Source organism: Paenibacillus sp. Soil750 (genome assembly GCF_001428045.1).
GTDB classification, from domain to species: Bacteria; Bacillota; Bacilli; order Paenibacillales; family NBRC-103111; genus Paenibacillus_E; species Paenibacillus_E allorhizoplanae.
On sequence record NZ_LMSD01000001.1, the window covers coordinates 466,265 to 482,018 of the forward strand.

Below are 15,754 nucleotides of genomic sequence, written 5' to 3' on the forward strand. Positions count from 1 at the left end.
AGATTGGTAACCAACACTCAGAGGCATGGCTCTGGGTGTTTTTTCATGTTCAAATTTGGATTGAATCGACAACCAGAGAATAATTTTACCTAAAAGTGGGAAAATATGCTGTACATGTGATTGAGGAATGGTGGTGCAAAGATGGTATCGATTCGGAGATGGTTAAAAGGAACGAATTCAAATCCAAGTAAGCAATCATCCGTTCCTCTACATCAAACGATTACAGGAGTTATTGAAAATGACCTTACTACCTTGCAAACATTTTTTACATTTGCTCCAGATCTTGTTACACGTCGGTTTCAATTAAGAACGGGGGACAATGCCGTTCTTGTCTATTTGGAAGGGCTCATTGATAAATCAGCGATCAATAATAACGTCTTATATCCGCTTATGTATGAACTCGAGTCGATTGACGATATTTGGAACTCTTCCATTACGATTGCAAAAACAGAAATGATCACCTTATGGGCAGATGGTGAAAGCGCGATTTTTGAAGGTAAAAGCGTCCTAATTATTGAGGGGCAGAAGCGTTCACTTATTTTACATACACAAGGCTGGCCTCAAAGAGCAATTAAAGAGCCGCAAATCGAATCGACACTAAAGGGATCGCATCAAGGGTTCGTCGAGACTTCAGGGCAGAATATTGCTATGATCAGGCGCTATCTTCCTAATCGCGAACTTAAAATAAAAGAATATAGCATCGGTTCTCGTGGGAATACGAAAGTGTCTATCATGTATCTCGAAGATGTAACACAACCTAATATTGTGAAGGAAATGGAAGATCGATTATCACAAATTAATGTGGATGCCATTTTGAATACGGGAGAATTAGCGGAGTATATTGAAGATCATCCAATAAGTTTGTTTCCGCAGTTAATTATGACGGAACGTCCCGATGCGGCTGCAGCCCATATTTTGCAAGGAAGAATAGTTCTCGTTGTCGACCACTCCCCCAGCGTAATCGTGGCTCCTGTAACCTTTTCGGCGTTCTTTCAAAGTGTGGATGATTACAGCAATCGTTGGCTCATAGCCACTTTCCTGCGTTTATTGCGCTTTCTAGCCTTAATTACAACAATCTCTTTATCGGCGATATATATAGCCATTGTTTCGTTTCATTATGAAGTACTTCCTTTAGCCCTGTTGATATCGATTGGGGAATCCAGAGCAAAGGTACCTTTTCCTCCAATTGTTGAAGCGTTTCTTATGGAACTGGCCCTAGAGATGTTAAGGGAAGCAGGTTTGCGTCTACCGGGCCCTATCGGACAAACGATAGGTGTTGTCGGAGGTATTGTCATTGGTCAGGCGGCCGTGCAAGCGGGAATTGTGAGTAATATTATGGTTATCATCGTTGCTATCACGGCAATTTCCTCCTTTATTATCCCTGATTATGATATGTCCTCCTCGCTGCGGTTGCTTCGTTTTCCAATGATGCTTCTGGCCGCTGTGTTCGGTATGGTGGGAATTGTAATTGGGTTGATGATTATAGGTGCACTACTTATTTCAATGGAATCGTTTGGTATCTCCTATGGAAGTCCAATTGCTCCGATCCGACTGACTGATTGGAAAGACGTATGGATTCGACTCCCGATGTGGAAAATGAAAAAGCGCCCAGTCTCGACTAATCCAACTCAACTTATAAGACAGGGTGCAAACAGAGAAGGTGAAGATCAAGTATGAAATATGCGTTTAATCAGATTTCTTTGATCCAATACATTTTAATCATATTTGAAACGCAAGTTGGGATAGGCGTCTTATCCCTTCCTCGTGATTTAGCTAAAGCTGTGGGTACGGATGGATGGATATCTATTATATTGGGTTGGATTTTGTCTACGCTAGTAAGTTTAATCATCATTCAAATTATGAATAAGAACCCTGAATCAACGGTGTTCGAACTTTTATCTCAATACTTTGGGAAGTGGGTGGGGAATGGTGTATCTGTTCTTTGGATTCTATATGCGGCATATGCAGCAAGTGTGGTTATGTTTTCAACAGTCTATCTCGTAAAGCTTTGGATAGTACCTGGAATGCGGGAATTTATCTTAATGCTCCTGCTCATTATACCCATCTATATCATCACGAAGCATGGAATTAGGGTGATCGGACTCTTTGCTGAGCTCGTTCTCCTTGTCTCCATGTGGATGCCTTTCTTGTTATTGTATGCATTAAAAGATACCCATTGGCAGTTTCTTCTTCCAATTGGTAAAGAAGGCTTGTTTCCCATTCTGTCCACTGTGAAATCAACAATTCTTTCTTTCCTCGGGTTTGAAATGGCTTTCATCCTATATCCGTTTCTAAAGGACAAGAAGTCAGCTTCCAAAGGGATTATAATTGCAAACTCTCTATCCATGATTATATTCATTATGGTAACAGTAGTCAGTTTTGTTAGATTTTCCCCAGATGAGATCAATGATTACATCTATCCTACGCTAAACTTACTGAAGCTCATTCAATTGCCATTTTTAGAGAGGTTGGAAATCATCTTTCTTTCCGTGTATTTGTTTACGCTGTTTATGACGATCATTCCCTATCTATATGCAGCTGTTCTTGGTGCAAGTCAATTAGTCGGTATGGAGGATCATCGAACTATGTTACGAGTCGTCATGTGCCTCTGGCTCATCTTACCCTTCTTTTATCTCCCTTCTGCTTCTCAAATAAATGATATGGGCAAATCGTGGGGGATAGCAGGTACTTATGTCGCTTATATGCTTCCCATTTTTCTATGGATCTACGGATTGCTGTTCCATCCTGCTAGAAAGGAACATAAGCAATGATGAAATGGAGGAGCATTCTTTTAACTGGGGTAGGCTTATTATGTTTAACGGGGTGCGGTAAGGAAGTATATATCGAGAATCAACGTTTTATGGTTGCTGAGGGGATCGATTTTGATGAAGATAAGAAATTGGTCATCTACACTGCTAGTCCTGTCTTCAGTAGAGAAGCAAAGGATAAATATAAAATCACTTCGACAACTGCGGAAACGATGCGTATTGGTAAGAAACAACTCGAGTCGCAAATAAACGGCAGTTTTGGGCCAGGCAAGTTGCAAAGTATTCTTATAGGAAAAAAACTGCTGCAGCAAACCAATGTATTACCCTACTTAGATGTCTTCTTTCGCGATCCTAAAAATGAAATTAATGCCAATATGATAGTGGTTGATGGGCCTGTAAAAGAGGTTATGTATGCAAATATGCGTGATAAAGGCCAATTGGGTATCGTGATCAAACAATTGATTGAAAGTACATATAAAGGCAGAATTTCAGTGCTGACAACCCTCCAGAAATTCCATCAGGAAATGATGGATAATGCAATAACGCCAAGTATATCGGAAATGAGAGTAGAGAAGGATGATCTTATTGTTTCAGGGACCACTCTTTTACATAAAGATGGTACCTATGCGACTTCTTTGAACAATCAAGAAAGTTCGTTATTACTATTGTTGCAGCGAAATACGAATAATCCCATACCGCTAACGTTTCATATTTCTCCTGAAATATTTCATTCGGAAGAAGAATTGTCTTATGTGAGCTTCAATATTAACAAAGTAAATGTTAACTTTAAATCAAAATTTGAAGAAAATCATCTTACTATCGATATCCTGATGAAGGTTCAGATTGATTTAATGGAACGCATGTTTACTTTAGACATGGAGAAACAGAGCAAACAGCTGGAACAAGCGGTTGAAGATGAACTAAAAAAGGAGTGCCAGGATGTCATCAAGAAAGCTCAAAAGCATGAAGTGGCTCCCTTTGGGTTTGGTATATATGTGAGAGCACATGATTATAAAAACTGGAAAAAGGTAGAGGGTAACTGGCCAAAAGCACTATCTAAAGCAACTGTAAATGTTTCACCGCATGTTACTATTAAAAGTACTGGTGTTTCCGAATAAAGCAAAACAAACGAAAAGGGGAAGATTAACCATGAACAAATATTCGTTCAATCAAATCTCCTTGATACAATATATCTTGATTATTTTTGAAACCCAAGTGGGGATTGGGCTCCTATCTCTGCCAAGCGATTTGGCTAAAAGGGCAGGTACCGACGGATGGATATCAATCATATTAGGCTGGATGGTGTCCACGCTGCTAAGCTTAGTCATCATTCGAATTATGAAGAAGAATCCCGAGCATACCATATTCGAACTTTTAACTACATACTTTGGTAAGTGGGTGGGTAAAGGCTTAACGGTAGTATGGATTCTGGTTGTCGTAGGTGGAGCAAGTAGCGTTATGTATTCAACTATTCATATCATGAAAATATGGATCGTTCAGGATTCACGAAACGTCATCTTAATGATCCTTTTTACCATCCCCATCTATATCATTACGAAGCATGGGATAAGGATGATTGGACTCTTCGCTGAGCTTGTTTTATTTATCACTTTGTGGTTACCTTTCTTATTGCTATTTGCACTCAAAGATATCCAATGGATGTACCTTTTTCCAATAGGGAAAGTTGGCGTGTATCCCATTCTGTCTGCCGTAAAATCAACCATTTATTCTTTCCTTGGATTTGAACTTGCTTTCATTCTTTATCCTTTTCTTAAGGACAAGAAAACAGCTTCCAAGGGAATTGTGATTGCCAATTCATTAACAATGATTGTGTATCTAGTAACGACAATCGTCTGTTTTATTAGATTCTCTCCGACTGAGGTCACGGATTACGTTTATCCCGTGCTTAATTTATTGAAGGTGATCCAATTGCCTTTTATAGAACGGCTGGAGATCATCTGCCTGAGCTTTTATTTGTTTATTATATTTATGACGATAATTCCGTATCTCTACGCGGCCACTCTCGGAATTAGTCAATTATTAGGCAAGCAAGATCATCGAAATGGTTTACGCATACTCCTATTCCTATGGGTCTTATCGTCATTCTTCTTTATCCCTACTTCTTCCCAAATCACTCAAATGGGCCAAGCCTGGGGGATAATAGGGATATATTGTGCTTACGTATTACCAATTTTTCTTTGGATGTATGGATGGATTTTTCATTATTTCATGAGAAAGGAAGCGAAATCATGAAGAAATTCAAACCTATTTCGTTGACATTGGTCGTTTTAATGATCGTATCAGGGTGCGGTAAAGCCGTCTATATAGAGAATCAACAGTTTGTTCTTACAGAGGCAATTGATTTTGATGAGAATAATAAGCTTGTCGTGTACACGTCAACTCCTGTTTTCACGAAAGAAGCCAAGGATCGATATAAAATCACATTCGCAAGGTCTAATACGATGCGCAAATCAAAAGGGCAAATTAACAGTAAGACCAGTGGCATCCTGGCTTACGGAAAATCGCAAAATGTTCTCATAGGAAAAAAACTGCTGCAGCAAAGAAACCCATATCCCTATTTAGATGTTCTCTTCCGTGATTCCCGCAATGAGATTAATGCGAATGTGATTGTGGTTGAAGGGACAGTTAAAGATGTGATGTATACGAACATGAGTGACAAAGGACGAATTGCCACCGTGATCAAAGATCTTGTAGAAAGCACTTATAAGAGCAGAGTCACCGTGCAAACCTCATTACAACAATTTCATCAACAAATAAAGGATAAAGGAATGACGCCTGCATTAACTGAAATGAAACCTATGAAAAATGAACTCGTCATTTCAGGTACTGTTCTTCTACATAAAGACGGTACTTACGCGACCTCTTTGAATCATCAAGAGAGTTCTCTGCTTAACTTATTGCAGGGCAATGCAAAAAATATCATTCCGTTAACGTTTCAAATTCCTCCTGAAATATTTCATACGAACAAAGAAATATCCATTGTCAGTATCAATATCAAGAAAGGAAAGCCTAAAATCAAGGCAAAATTCGAAGGTAATCATTTGACGATTGATATCGAGATGAAGGCTCAGATCGATTTGACAGAACGGTTGTTTCCTTTAGACGTAGATGAGAAGAAAAAACAATTGGAACAAGCCATTGAAATCGAGTTACAAAAAGAATGCGCGGCACTAATCAAGAAAGCTCAAAAATACCAATTAGATCCTTTTCAGTTTGGCGTTCATGTACGTGCATTCCACTATAAAGACTGGAAGAAGATAGAGGATAATTGGGGAAAAGCGTTATCTGATGCAACAGTCAATATTTCACCTAAAGTGATCATCAAAAGTATTGGAGTCCTAGAATAGTCATTGATAAATGTTAATAGGTGAAACCTATAAACGCAATAGATTTTATATCTAAAGAAGAGAGTCTCCTTATGGTACAATGAGGTCAGGATATAACGATAGGAATACTAACGAACTAGGTTTGCTAAAATAAGGAGTGAATGATTGTCATGGCTGATGTTAAAAAAATTGCGGTAATCGCTGGGGACGGTATTGGTCCAGAAGTCGTTGCAGAAGCAGAAAAAGTATTGAAACGTACGGAAGAATTATTCGGATATCAATTTGAAACAGAGCACGCGCTTTTCGGCGGTATTGCAATCGATGAGAAAGGTACACCACTTCCGGAAGAAACATTGAAAGTTTGTCAATCCGCAGATGCTGTACTTCTTGGAGCAGTTGGTGGTCCGAAATGGGACAATAATTCCAAAGAGCTTCGTCCTGAAACAGGTCTTCTAGGTATTCGTAAAGCGCTTGGATTGTTCTCTAACATCCGTCCTGCGTTCATCTTCGACTGCTTGAAAGAAGCTTCCACATTGAAACCAGAAGTTCTTGAAGGTACAGATTTGATCGTTGTTCGTGAGTTGACTGGTGGTATTTACTTCGGTGAGAAATTCCGTCGTGAAACAGCTAACGGGCAAGAAGCGGTTGACACTTGTGCATATAACGTAACTGAAATCGAGCGTATCGCGCGTCAAGCGTTTGAAATTGCGCAAACGCGTCGTAAGAAGCTTGCTTCCGTTGACAAAGCGAACGTTCTTGAAACATCCCGCCTATGGCGTGAAACGGTTAACCGTATCGCGGTTGACTACCCAGATGTTGAGCTTGAGCACGTATTGGTTGATAACTGTGCGATGCAATTGCTTCGCCGTCCGTCCAGCTTTGATGTTATCGTAACAGAGAACATGTTCGGCGACATCTTGAGCGACGAAGCAGCGATGCTTACAGGCTCCATCGGGATGCTAGCATCCGCTTCCCTTGGCGAAGGTGCATTCGGCTTGTACGAGCCGGTACACGGTTCTGCACCTGATATCGCAGGTCAAGGTATTTCCAACCCAATCGCAACAATCCTTTCCGTTGCATTGATGTTCCGTTTGACTTTCGGTTACCACGAAGCTGCGGATTCCATCGAGCGCGCTGTGAAAGAAGTCTTAGACGCTGGTCACCGCACAGGCGACATTGCAGTGGATAAGAGCACAGCGATCGGTACGCTGGCAATGGGTCAATTGATTGTTGACGCAATGCGCAAATAATTATACAAAAAAGCTCGCACTTTCGAAGCAAATCTGCTTCGGAAATGCGAGCTTTTTTATATCAGGCTGAGGTGCCGGATCAACTAACCATTCTTGAGAAGCTTATCCGCTAGGGATGGGGAGATCCGCTGGATCAAGTGCAGCAGCTTTATTTTGCCAATCAGAATCTCATAACGATCTCGCTCAAAGCTCCTTACGAATTCAAGGGCGAGCTGATCAGGCGAAATCTTCCCTTTACCCGGACCTGCGGTCATCTCCGTGCTGACGAGTGGCGGGATGATTTCGAATACCTTAACCTTCGTTGCTTCTAGTTGGTAACGCAGCGCTTTGCCTGTCAGCAAGGCAGTATAAGAAGTGATGAAGTCATTAGCTGTACAAAAAGACTTAATGCGTTCCTTGCCATCATAGGTGCTGTAATAAAGGCGAAAACAGCCTGATAAGCAAAAATATAAATAAGAAAGTGAATCGCCAGCTCGAAGCAAATGGTCACCTTTAGTCAACGTTGTGGTCGTAATTAAGCTCGAGAAACGCTTCTTTTGGTTCTCTGTGAGAGGGAGCAAACTATCCAAAAACGTATGCAAAGGAATGAATGCGTTCACAACAGTTAAGCCTCCATGGATTAAAATAATTATTATCTAATATACGATCTAATTATTGACTTTCAAGTAGGGGGATGATACCATTTTATACGGATAATATAGAATTTAGATAGATTTTGAGGAGGAATTATACCCATGGCAGAACGTTTAGTTGGTAAACAAGCTCCTGATTTTACAATGGAGACAGCTACAGGTGACGGTACAGCATTTGGTAAAGCATCTTTGTCCGATTACAAAGGAAAATGGTTAGTTCTTTTCTTCTACCCATTGGACTTCACATTCGTATGTCCGACTGAAATCACAGCACTTAGCTATGCTGCTGATCAATTCAAAGCTTTGGACACTGAAATTCTTGGTGTTTCCATCGACAGCATCCACACACACAAAGCGTGGATCAACACACCGGTTAACGATAATGGTCTTGGCAAATTGGCCTTCCCTCTTGCTGCTGACATTACGAAATCCGTAGCACGTGACTATGGCGTTCTAATCGAAGAAGAAGGTATCGCACTTCGCGGTCTATTCATCATCGATCCAGAAGGCGAATTGAAATACGAAGTTGTTAACCACAACGACGTAGGCCGCAGCGTAGAAGAAACACTTCGTGTGCTTCAAGCGCTTCAATCCGGCGGATTGTGCCCAATGAACTGGAAACCAGGCGACAAAAACTTGGTTGTTAAATAAGTTTTAACTACATAGGAGGGCCCCTCGGTTAGCATGCGAATGCGGGCGGAGGGGTCTTTCTTTCTAAGGAGATCGTGTCATGGATGTTATAACAGAAGAGTTGTTTTGGATACGTCAAGAAGGCAATGAGGCGGTAATCGGGCTTACCGAGCATGCATTAGAAAAATGGGGCATGATTCTGTACATCGAACTGCCAGAAAAAGGTGTGCAATTAACGAAGGATGCGTTCATGAGTTCCCTAGAAACAGCAGTAGAAGAGCACGATTTATTTGCTCCTGTAACAGGTGAAGTGATCGCTGTGAACATATTAATCGAGCGGGCAACTGGAATCCTTTATGAGTCGCCGTATGAGAAAGGCTGGTTATTCCGAGTCGTATTGGGTGACTGATTAATCGCCGCCCCCACCTCCATCACCACCGCCAGAATCTCCCCCACCGCTATCCCCGCTGCTATCGTGGGAATTACCGTGACTACCATGGTCACTATGCCCACCGTGGTGGTGATGATTATGGTGATGACTCTTGTGAGAAGAGGAATCCATGGAATCATAGGTGGCAAAGCCACTAGAGTCATTAGTATCACGTCGGCCTTTTGGGCGATTTTTGTTGCGAGAATTAGGAAGTATACCAATAACAAGGAACAGAATAACAGGAGCAAATACGATAAGCGTGATGATACTCCCCATGAGTATACCTCCTACAGAAGATAATTGTAACTATACCACTATCTACAAGCTATCGTACCACACAATATTCCAATAAGAATAGACAGCCCCCAATGAAAAAACCGTCCTCGAAGAGAACGGCTTGACTTGCCTTATTCGAAATATAGAATTTATATGTTTCACATGATAAGTCGGCTATATTTTTGGATAAACGCACTCGTCTGTAAGGACGACGTAGCCGTTTATTTTACGAGTTGCTTATATTTGTTGAGATATTTGACCACAGTCAGCACATAGGTCGCATGCGACCAAGTAAGTGGAGCAACAGATACCGGCTCGCCAGAGAAAGGATCCAATTGCTCAGACAACACACCACTTTCCATGGCATGTTTGACGACCCACTCGAGCGTTTTGCGCGGAGCCTCGAGGTCAGCAACCGTTTTGGCATACTCGATTTCCCATTCTGCGATCCAGAGGGTACAAATGATCCAAGGATTGCCCGGCACTTTCTCAATATCGGTGGAGCGTTGGAAGTAATAATCATGATGATAACGGGCGGAGCCGCCGACTTCGGTTTTGATCATGAGACCTTCTTTGTTAGCTAACATCGTGCTTACGACACGTGGATCATCAGCAGGCAGAACGCCAAATTCAAAGATACCGTACACGGAGCTTTCCAACGTCATATCTTTCACCCACTGGCCGTCTTCCATATACAAGCCGCGAACGAATCGTTGTTCACCTTCGTCCCACAAATGCTTCAGGATACCGGATTTAATTTTCTCCGCGGTATGCTTGTAGCGATTGCTGCGCTCCTCATCTCCAAACAAGTTGCTGAAGTTCGAAGCTGCGATTAATCCCCCGTACACAGCAGATGCCGTGAAGGTATAGATTCCGTAGCGTTCTTCCCACAGATCGTAGCTCGGCTTCGGTAGATTCAGTTCTTGATCAATGTAAGTGGACATGAATCTCGCCGCTCTGCGAATGAGATTGCGATACAAAGATTGAGCAAATTCCAAACTTCCATTTTTCTGGAAATCCTGCCACAAAGCAAATAACACAAGTGCTGTCTCATCTTCCTGAATCGGAAGCTGTACGCGACCGGAATGAATATAAGGATGCCAGCTGGATCCTACGGTACCGTCTGGATTGTATTTATGATGCAAGTAACCTTCTGGTGACAGTACATTCGCACAGAAGTTAAAGAACGGAATAATCATACCTTGGTAGCCAGCCATGGACATCGAATAAGCGATTAACGCACCATCGCGCGGCCACATGTAGCTGTAATGATCACGGTTGCTCTGCATGATGTCAGAATCATTCGCGGCAATAATAGCTCCGTTCACATCGGTTTGCGTGCGGACGAGTAACAAGCTTTGTTTGAAGAGGCGCTGCACTTCAGGTGTGAGATCGAAGTAGTCACGATCGATTTTGTTCGCCCAACGCTGCCAGTACACCGTCACACGGTCAAGCAGCTTGCCTGGGTGGCTGTCTTTAACGTATGAGTCGAGTTTCTTAACTTCTTCGAGATTCTTGCCTGCGCCCATCCAATAGTAGAGCGTTTGATTTCCGTTAGGTGGGACGAACAGTCGGAAAGAGATCGTACTATCGACCGACCCCTGTGCAATAGCATTGCCCATGAGATGGCCATCTTCCGCATCGCGCCATGTGCCTTCAGCGTTATAGAACCTTTTGACACCGGTAGAATATTGGAATATTCCTTCTGTGCCAGTACTTCCATTAAACATGAAGTAACGATCCTTTTTATAATGAAAGACGGTATTCGTAGAAGGGTAGTAAGCGGCTGTATCGCCAACCTCTGTCTCATTAATGAGCAGATCCTGGTTGAAGAACATACGTACTTCACGAACCGTATTCGTATGATTGGTAATATGAATTCGTTTCAAATAAATATCCTCACGCTGGTGAACACCGTCATTCATAAGCAGAGTAACACCGAGGCCGGGATGTGTAGCTGTCACTTCTGTGACGAGGGAATCCTCCACATACGCAAGCTTGAATTGCCACTCAGGGGCATTCAGCCATGCGAAGTCGCCATCTACCCAAACACCAACACGGCACTGATAACCGCCAATATGGTTAAGCTGGCCTACGAAAGGATAGTACAGATCCCGCATGTAGGAATGCTGATCGAGGTTAATAAGGAATTTTCCATTTCCGATGACCAGATGTCTTGGCAATACAATCACTTCCCCACTCATTTGTTTGATCGCGCATTCAGATCAGGCCAAGAGGACTGAACGATGGAGCACAAGTCTTGCAATTAGGTTACCTAATTCTGACAAAGGAATCAATGATTCTTTGAAAAAAAACTGAAAATTCTTACTGGTCACGCTTTCATTTGGTACGGATATCCAAATTACTTGATTATTTCCTTTTGATGTGGGGAATGACTGGTTGAAGCTGCCAGATTCGAAATCACTGCCTCGTAAACGTGAGTTGTTAAAGATCCAATTTTCTTCCAGTTATATTCACTGTGAACAGTACGTAAGGCAGTAGCAGCAAGCTTAGATGCATACTGCGGTTGGTCCAAAAGCTTAATGATTTGTGCAGCTAAAGCATCCCTGTCGCCTGGAGGACATGTACATCCGTTAACCCCGTGTCTGACGATCTCCGCCAGGCCTCCTGTATCTGAAACGATGAGTGGCGTTCCGCTGGCCATCGCTTCTAATGCGACTAATCCGAAGGGTTCGTAGAGGCTTGGGAAAATACAAATTTCTGCCCTTTGTAAAAGCAAGCTTTTGTCAGCCTCATCCAGAAATCCTGTGAAGCTTACCCGATCTCCAAGGCTAAGAGCGAGTTCCTCTAACGAATCGCGCTCAGGCCCCATTCCAGCGATGACGAGTTTGGCTTCTGGATATTGAACGAGTACTTGCGGCATCGCGGCCAAAAGGGTGTGTACGCCTTTTTCATGCACAAGACGGCCTAGAAAAGCAAGAACGCGCTGCGGCATCTCGCTAGGGGAAATAGCGTTAGCAAGCAGTGGATTCATCATAAATAACGCTGGATCTGGTATAAGCAAGGGAGAAACACTGTTTGGAATTACAGATATTTGGTGAATAGGAATATGAAAGAGCGCCTTCATTTCCTGCTGCATGGATAGACTGCAAACGATGAGATGATCGGCCGCTTCTGTTAATTTTCCTTCTATGGTATGAATCCGCTTTTGAAGCGGTGACTCGAGTTTTCCAAGATTACGTCCTGTTTCCGTAGCGTGAATCGTTGCTAGAAGCGGGAGGCCAACTTGATGCTTGGCGACATGTGCTGTGTAGTAAACTAGCCAGTCATGCGCATGCACCAGATCGAATACGAGGCCCTGTCGTAAAATGCCCAACATGAGATCCGTGAACGCCATATTCATTTGGAATACGCGATCTAGGAAGTGTAAGGAGTCTGTTGTAGGGATAACTTCCGCTCTATGAATATGGACCCCCTCAGAAACTTCATAAGACAGACACTCTGGAGACTGACAGGTGATGACATGAACAGAATGGCCATCGGCAGCAAGCCCTCTGGATAAATCGCAAACCGCTCTTGCCAGTCCGCCAATGACATGTGGCGGGTATTCCCAAGCGAGCATGAGAATACGTAGCTTGGACGGATGGCTCTGTTGGGTCGCCTCGTTGTTCGAGGCAACGGCAACTTCGTTTAAAAGGATTACAGTATCTACACGGGATGGGGCGCGTAGAAGAGTAGGTTCAAAGGAAGATGGCTGAAAAAGTCGATAATGAAGCTCAGGTAAGAAAGGTGTCTTTCGTTCCAAAGCATGCACCAGCGTGGCTAGCTCTTTGTCAGATCCGACATTGTCTAATGTATTCATAAGGTTATGGAACTGGGATAAATGCGTTTCGATGCGCTTCGTCGCGTAGGAGGTGACCGTATCCGCATCCAGAATAAACGTCCAGTCGCTGCTCTGCGCGAGCATCAGCTCCCGCGCCGCTTGGTTCAACGCCCGCAGCTGCAGGCTGTTGAGCGCTGCTGGATCCTGGTGCTTCTGCGCAGCCAGCACCATGCGGTCCTCCGCCGCGTGCAGCCGCGGCGTAACCCACTGGCTGCGCGGCTGCAGCCAGACCTCGGCATAGCCGCCGCGGCCCCAGCTCGACACCGGAAGCGTAGCTTCGGTGGTCGGCGCATGGGCGGCGGCGTAGCCGCCGAGCGTAGTCGTCTGCACGACTACGCTTTCATCACTGCGCGCGGCAAGGCCGCGCAGGACGGCTTCGAGCCACTGGTGGCCTTCGTACCACCAGTGCCCAAGCAGTTCGGCATCGTAAGGGCATACGATGACATAGGGCTCTTGAGGCGCAGACGCAGCCTCTGCGCCTAACGCCAGGCGCCGCTCCGCGAGGCGGCGCACCTGCGCCACCCGGCTAGCGATGAAATGCTCAGCATGCTGCTGAGCTTTCTGAGCGGCACGCGCCGGGTTGTAGGGCACTTTGGCGTCACCATCGCCGGTGACGCTGTAGTACTTGAAGCCCGTGTTGATGCGTGCGCCGTCCGGCAGCACATAGGGCTTCAAGTACGCCCACTCGGCCCCGTCTTCGCGGCCGAGGTCATGCCCGATATCGCGATAATATTCGCGATAATCGGGGTCGCCGGGGTACCCGACCTCGGCGCTCCAGACATGGGCGCCGGACTCGGGATCCCGGGCGAACGCACAGGCGCCGCCAGGCGTGCGCAGGGGCAGACCTGCGATGTCCTTGTCAGGGTCGCCGTCGCGGCGGGCTAAAGTGTGCGCATGTGTATCTACGATGAAGTAACGTAGATCTAACGCTTGCAGGTGTGGCTCAAGCGCAGGCGAATAGCCGCACTCTGGCAGCCAGATGCCTGCAGGCGCGACTCCGAAATGCCGGCGGAATTCCTGTACCGCCGACTCAAGTTGCGCACGCAGCGTACTATCGTTCTTTACCAAGGGTAAAAACGCATGTGTCGCGGCGCAGGTAATTAATTCTAAGCATCCTGTGCTGCTAAGGCTGCGGAACTTGGCAATGAGATCGCCGTGGAGCCGATCGTACAGGAGGCTGAGCCGGTGATACCGATCCGCGTACAGCTTAGCCAGCGGGCCGAAGGCTTCATCCCCCCATAGGCGAATGACTTCACGCTGTCCCAACTCGCAAAGCGAGGAGAGGTGCTTGCGAAGCCGCAGATGCATGCGGGAATCTTCTAGCATGGCAAGCAGAGGTGGAGACAATGACAAGGTAAGTCCGAATGGCACTTCATCTTCTATAAGTTTTTCCATCATGTCTATGAGAGGCAAGTACGTATCGACAACCGCTTCGAAAAACCAGCGTTCTTCTAACGTAATGTCAGATGCATGATGGCGAACATAAGGGATATGGGCATGCAAGAGCAAAGCAACATAGCCTTGTACGTTAGTGCTCAATCAGTATCGCCTCCAGATTCCATATCTACAAGGTAAGTGTTCTTCGGGACATACACCGAATAGGCCGAGAAATACGCATGTTCATCAGGCGTTACTTGCGGTAATAGAAGAGACGTTAGCTGGTAAATGAAAGGATGATCAGTTTCGACTGGATGATGATCGCTAGGCAGGCTTGTCGCTGGGATTTGAATGATATTAGAATGCAGAAGCGGAAGGAAATATCCTTGCTCATTCCGGATACCTAGTCTTGCACAATACGATTGACCGGAGGCTAACCCACTGAGAAAGCAAGAATCTCCAGGGGGAAGCATAAGCTCTGAGACCCGATCTACGGGTTGCTGCAGCTTGCTGAAGGACGTGGGAGATGGATCAACGACTTCGTGAAACCGTAGTGTAGGAGATAAAGAGCGCCAGTCCTTCTGGAAATGTTCTTTCAGTAACATCTGCTTACTGGAAGAAAGCTGCCAATAAATAAACTGGACAGATGGGGATTGTACCAGTAAATAAAGGGTATCGCGATCAAGGGCAAAGGGGCGTGCTTGAATAGAGATCAGACTCACCTTTTCTGCTTGCTTATGTTGTAAGAAGGAACAATTGTGTTAATCCTATGTTTTATTGTAGCATATGCGCCATATAAACCAAAAATCTCCACCCCATAAGAAAGGGGGGAGATTGCTTGTGTACCACTTGCGGTTGCTCATCATGATTGGCCGAGGGTAAAGGGGATCCTGTGACTTACTTGGTAGAAATGTTTTCTTCCATGTACCTACTCTCCGTAAGTCTCATGAGAGAATCATATCGATTCGCCGACGTGAAAATCAAGAGATACTCATCTTGTTTTACATTGGTGTAGGAGGCTCTGAATCCGGTATGATACTGAACTGTCATGCTGGAGGATTGATCGTCATACTGCACAAAGGCTATCTGTCTGGAAACACTCGGAATCATGTTCACGCCGCTCTCCCCTTCATCTTAAGAATTCGGAAAACACGTAATGGATCGATCATTACTATCATTATGCTTATTCAAACACATTTA

At 44.5% G+C, this 15,754-nt stretch carries 14 protein-coding genes and 1 pseudogene; 8 read left to right on the forward strand and 7 right to left on the reverse strand.

The window, feature by feature from the left end; all coding sequences use genetic code 11:
- The first annotated feature begins 141 nt into the window (after positions 1-141).
- The 6 genes from ASL11_RS02070 (at position 142) to leuB (ending at position 7,365) form a co-directional block, all read left to right on the forward strand.
- Positions 142-1,677 carry a spore germination protein gene (locus tag ASL11_RS02070; protein WP_056609121.1) on the forward strand — a complete coding sequence of 512 codons (1,536 nt, stop codon included), beginning with the start codon at positions 142-144 and terminating at the stop codon, positions 1,675-1,677.
- On the forward strand, positions 1,674-2,771 hold the full coding sequence (locus tag ASL11_RS02075; RefSeq protein WP_056609123.1) for a GerAB/ArcD/ProY family transporter: 1,098 nt from the start codon (positions 1,674-1,676) through the stop codon (positions 2,769-2,771). The genes ASL11_RS02070 and ASL11_RS02075 overlap by 4 nt, the downstream gene beginning before the upstream one ends.
- Positions 2,768-3,886 (forward strand): Ger(x)C family spore germination protein, encoded by a 1,119-nt coding sequence (locus ASL11_RS02080; protein WP_056609125.1) that lies wholly within the window; start codon positions 2,768-2,770, stop codon positions 3,884-3,886. The genes ASL11_RS02075 and ASL11_RS02080 overlap by 4 nt, the downstream gene beginning before the upstream one ends.
- Before the next feature lie 31 nt (positions 3,887-3,917).
- Positions 3,918-5,021, forward strand: a complete 1,104-nt coding sequence (locus ASL11_RS02085; RefSeq protein WP_056609127.1) for a GerAB/ArcD/ProY family transporter — start codon at positions 3,918-3,920, stop codon at positions 5,019-5,021.
- The gene (locus tag ASL11_RS02090) at positions 5,018-6,136 is read left to right on the forward strand and encodes a Ger(x)C family spore germination protein (protein WP_056609129.1); all 1,119 of its coding nucleotides are present in this window, start codon (positions 5,018-5,020) and stop codon (positions 6,134-6,136) included. Before ASL11_RS02085 ends, ASL11_RS02090 begins: the two co-directional genes overlap by 4 nt.
- 149 nt (positions 6,137-6,285) lie before the next feature.
- Positions 6,286-7,365, forward strand: coding sequence for a 3-isopropylmalate dehydrogenase (leuB, locus tag ASL11_RS02095; protein WP_056609132.1), 1,080 nt, complete (start codon positions 6,286-6,288; stop codon positions 7,363-7,365).
- Positions 7,366-7,448: 83 nt separating this feature from the next.
- Here the strand turns inward: leuB and ASL11_RS02100 are convergent, their stop codons facing one another.
- The gene (locus ASL11_RS02100) at positions 7,449-7,964 is read right to left on the reverse strand and encodes a cyclic nucleotide-binding domain-containing protein (protein WP_056609134.1); all 516 of its coding nucleotides are present in this window, start codon (positions 7,962-7,964) and stop codon (positions 7,449-7,451) included.
- Between the two features lie 135 nt (positions 7,965-8,099).
- On the opposite strand from ASL11_RS02100, the gene ASL11_RS02105 reads away from it, so the two are divergent.
- Together ASL11_RS02105 and ASL11_RS02110 are read left to right on the forward strand one after the other, a co-directional pair.
- Positions 8,100-8,648 carry a peroxiredoxin gene (locus ASL11_RS02105; protein WP_028554012.1) on the forward strand — a complete coding sequence of 183 codons (549 nt, stop codon included), beginning with the start codon at positions 8,100-8,102 and terminating at the stop codon, positions 8,646-8,648.
- A 79-nt stretch (positions 8,649-8,727) separates the two neighbouring features.
- Positions 8,728-9,036, forward strand: a complete 309-nt coding sequence (locus ASL11_RS02110; protein ID WP_056609136.1) for a glycine cleavage system protein H — start codon at positions 8,728-8,730, stop codon at positions 9,034-9,036.
- On the opposite strand, the gene ASL11_RS02115 is transcribed toward ASL11_RS02110, so the two are convergent.
- The 6 genes and pseudogenes from ASL11_RS02115 to ASL11_RS02135 all read right to left on the reverse strand — a co-directional run bounded on the left by ASL11_RS02115 (position 9,037) and on the right by ASL11_RS02135 (position 15,664).
- Positions 9,037-9,333 carry a hypothetical protein gene (locus ASL11_RS02115; RefSeq protein ID WP_056609138.1) on the reverse strand — a complete coding sequence of 99 codons (297 nt, stop codon included), beginning with the start codon at positions 9,331-9,333 and terminating at the stop codon, positions 9,037-9,039.
- Between the two features lie 221 nt (positions 9,334-9,554).
- Positions 9,555-11,516, reverse strand: coding sequence for a glycoside hydrolase family 15 protein (locus tag ASL11_RS02120; RefSeq protein ID WP_056609614.1), 1,962 nt, complete (start codon positions 11,514-11,516; stop codon positions 9,555-9,557).
- A gap of 179 nt (positions 11,517-11,695) precedes the next feature.
- Positions 11,696-13,852: a 1,4-alpha-glucan branching protein domain-containing protein gene (locus ASL11_RS02125; protein ID WP_235550342.1), complete on the reverse strand. Its 2,157-nt coding sequence runs from the start codon at positions 13,850-13,852 to the stop codon at positions 11,696-11,698.
- Between the two features lie 114 nt (positions 13,853-13,966).
- Positions 13,967-14,716: pseudogene (locus tag ASL11_RS38095) on the reverse strand (1,4-alpha-glucan branching protein domain-containing protein); the annotation flags it as partial.
- Complete coding sequence (locus ASL11_RS02130; RefSeq protein WP_056609141.1) at positions 14,713-15,276, reverse strand: DUF4912 domain-containing protein; 564 nt, start codon at positions 15,274-15,276, stop codon at positions 14,713-14,715. The gene ASL11_RS02130 and the pseudogene ASL11_RS38095, both read right to left, overlap by 4 nt.
- A 175-nt stretch (positions 15,277-15,451) precedes the next feature.
- Positions 15,452-15,664, reverse strand: coding sequence for a KTSC domain-containing protein (locus ASL11_RS02135; RefSeq protein ID WP_056609144.1), 213 nt, complete (start codon positions 15,662-15,664; stop codon positions 15,452-15,454).
- Positions 15,665-15,754: the final 90 nt, after the last annotated feature.

Coding starts and splice junctions, on each gene's coding strand:
- ASL11_RS02070 (WP_056609121.1), top strand. CDS start 142: ATGGTATCGATTCGGAGATGGTTAAAAGGAACGAATTCAAATCCAAGT.
- ASL11_RS02075 (WP_056609123.1), top strand. CDS start 1,674: ATGAAATATGCGTTTAATCAGATTTCTTTGATCCAATACATTTTAATC.
- ASL11_RS02080 (WP_056609125.1), top strand. CDS start 2,768: ATGATGAAATGGAGGAGCATTCTTTTAACTGGGGTAGGCTTATTATGT.
- ASL11_RS02085 (WP_056609127.1), top strand. CDS start 3,918: ATGAACAAATATTCGTTCAATCAAATCTCCTTGATACAATATATCTTG.
- ASL11_RS02090 (WP_056609129.1), top strand. CDS start 5,018: ATGAAGAAATTCAAACCTATTTCGTTGACATTGGTCGTTTTAATGATC.
- leuB (WP_056609132.1), top strand. CDS start 6,286: ATGGCTGATGTTAAAAAAATTGCGGTAATCGCTGGGGACGGTATTGGT.
- ASL11_RS02105 (WP_028554012.1), top strand. CDS start 8,100: ATGGCAGAACGTTTAGTTGGTAAACAAGCTCCTGATTTTACAATGGAG.
- ASL11_RS02110 (WP_056609136.1), top strand. CDS start 8,728: ATGGATGTTATAACAGAAGAGTTGTTTTGGATACGTCAAGAAGGCAAT.
- ASL11_RS02115 (WP_056609138.1), bottom strand. CDS start 9,333: ATGGGGAGTATCATCACGCTTATCGTATTTGCTCCTGTTATTCTGTTC.
- ASL11_RS02135 (WP_056609144.1), bottom strand. CDS start 15,664: ATGATTCCGAGTGTTTCCAGACAGATAGCCTTTGTGCAGTATGACGAT.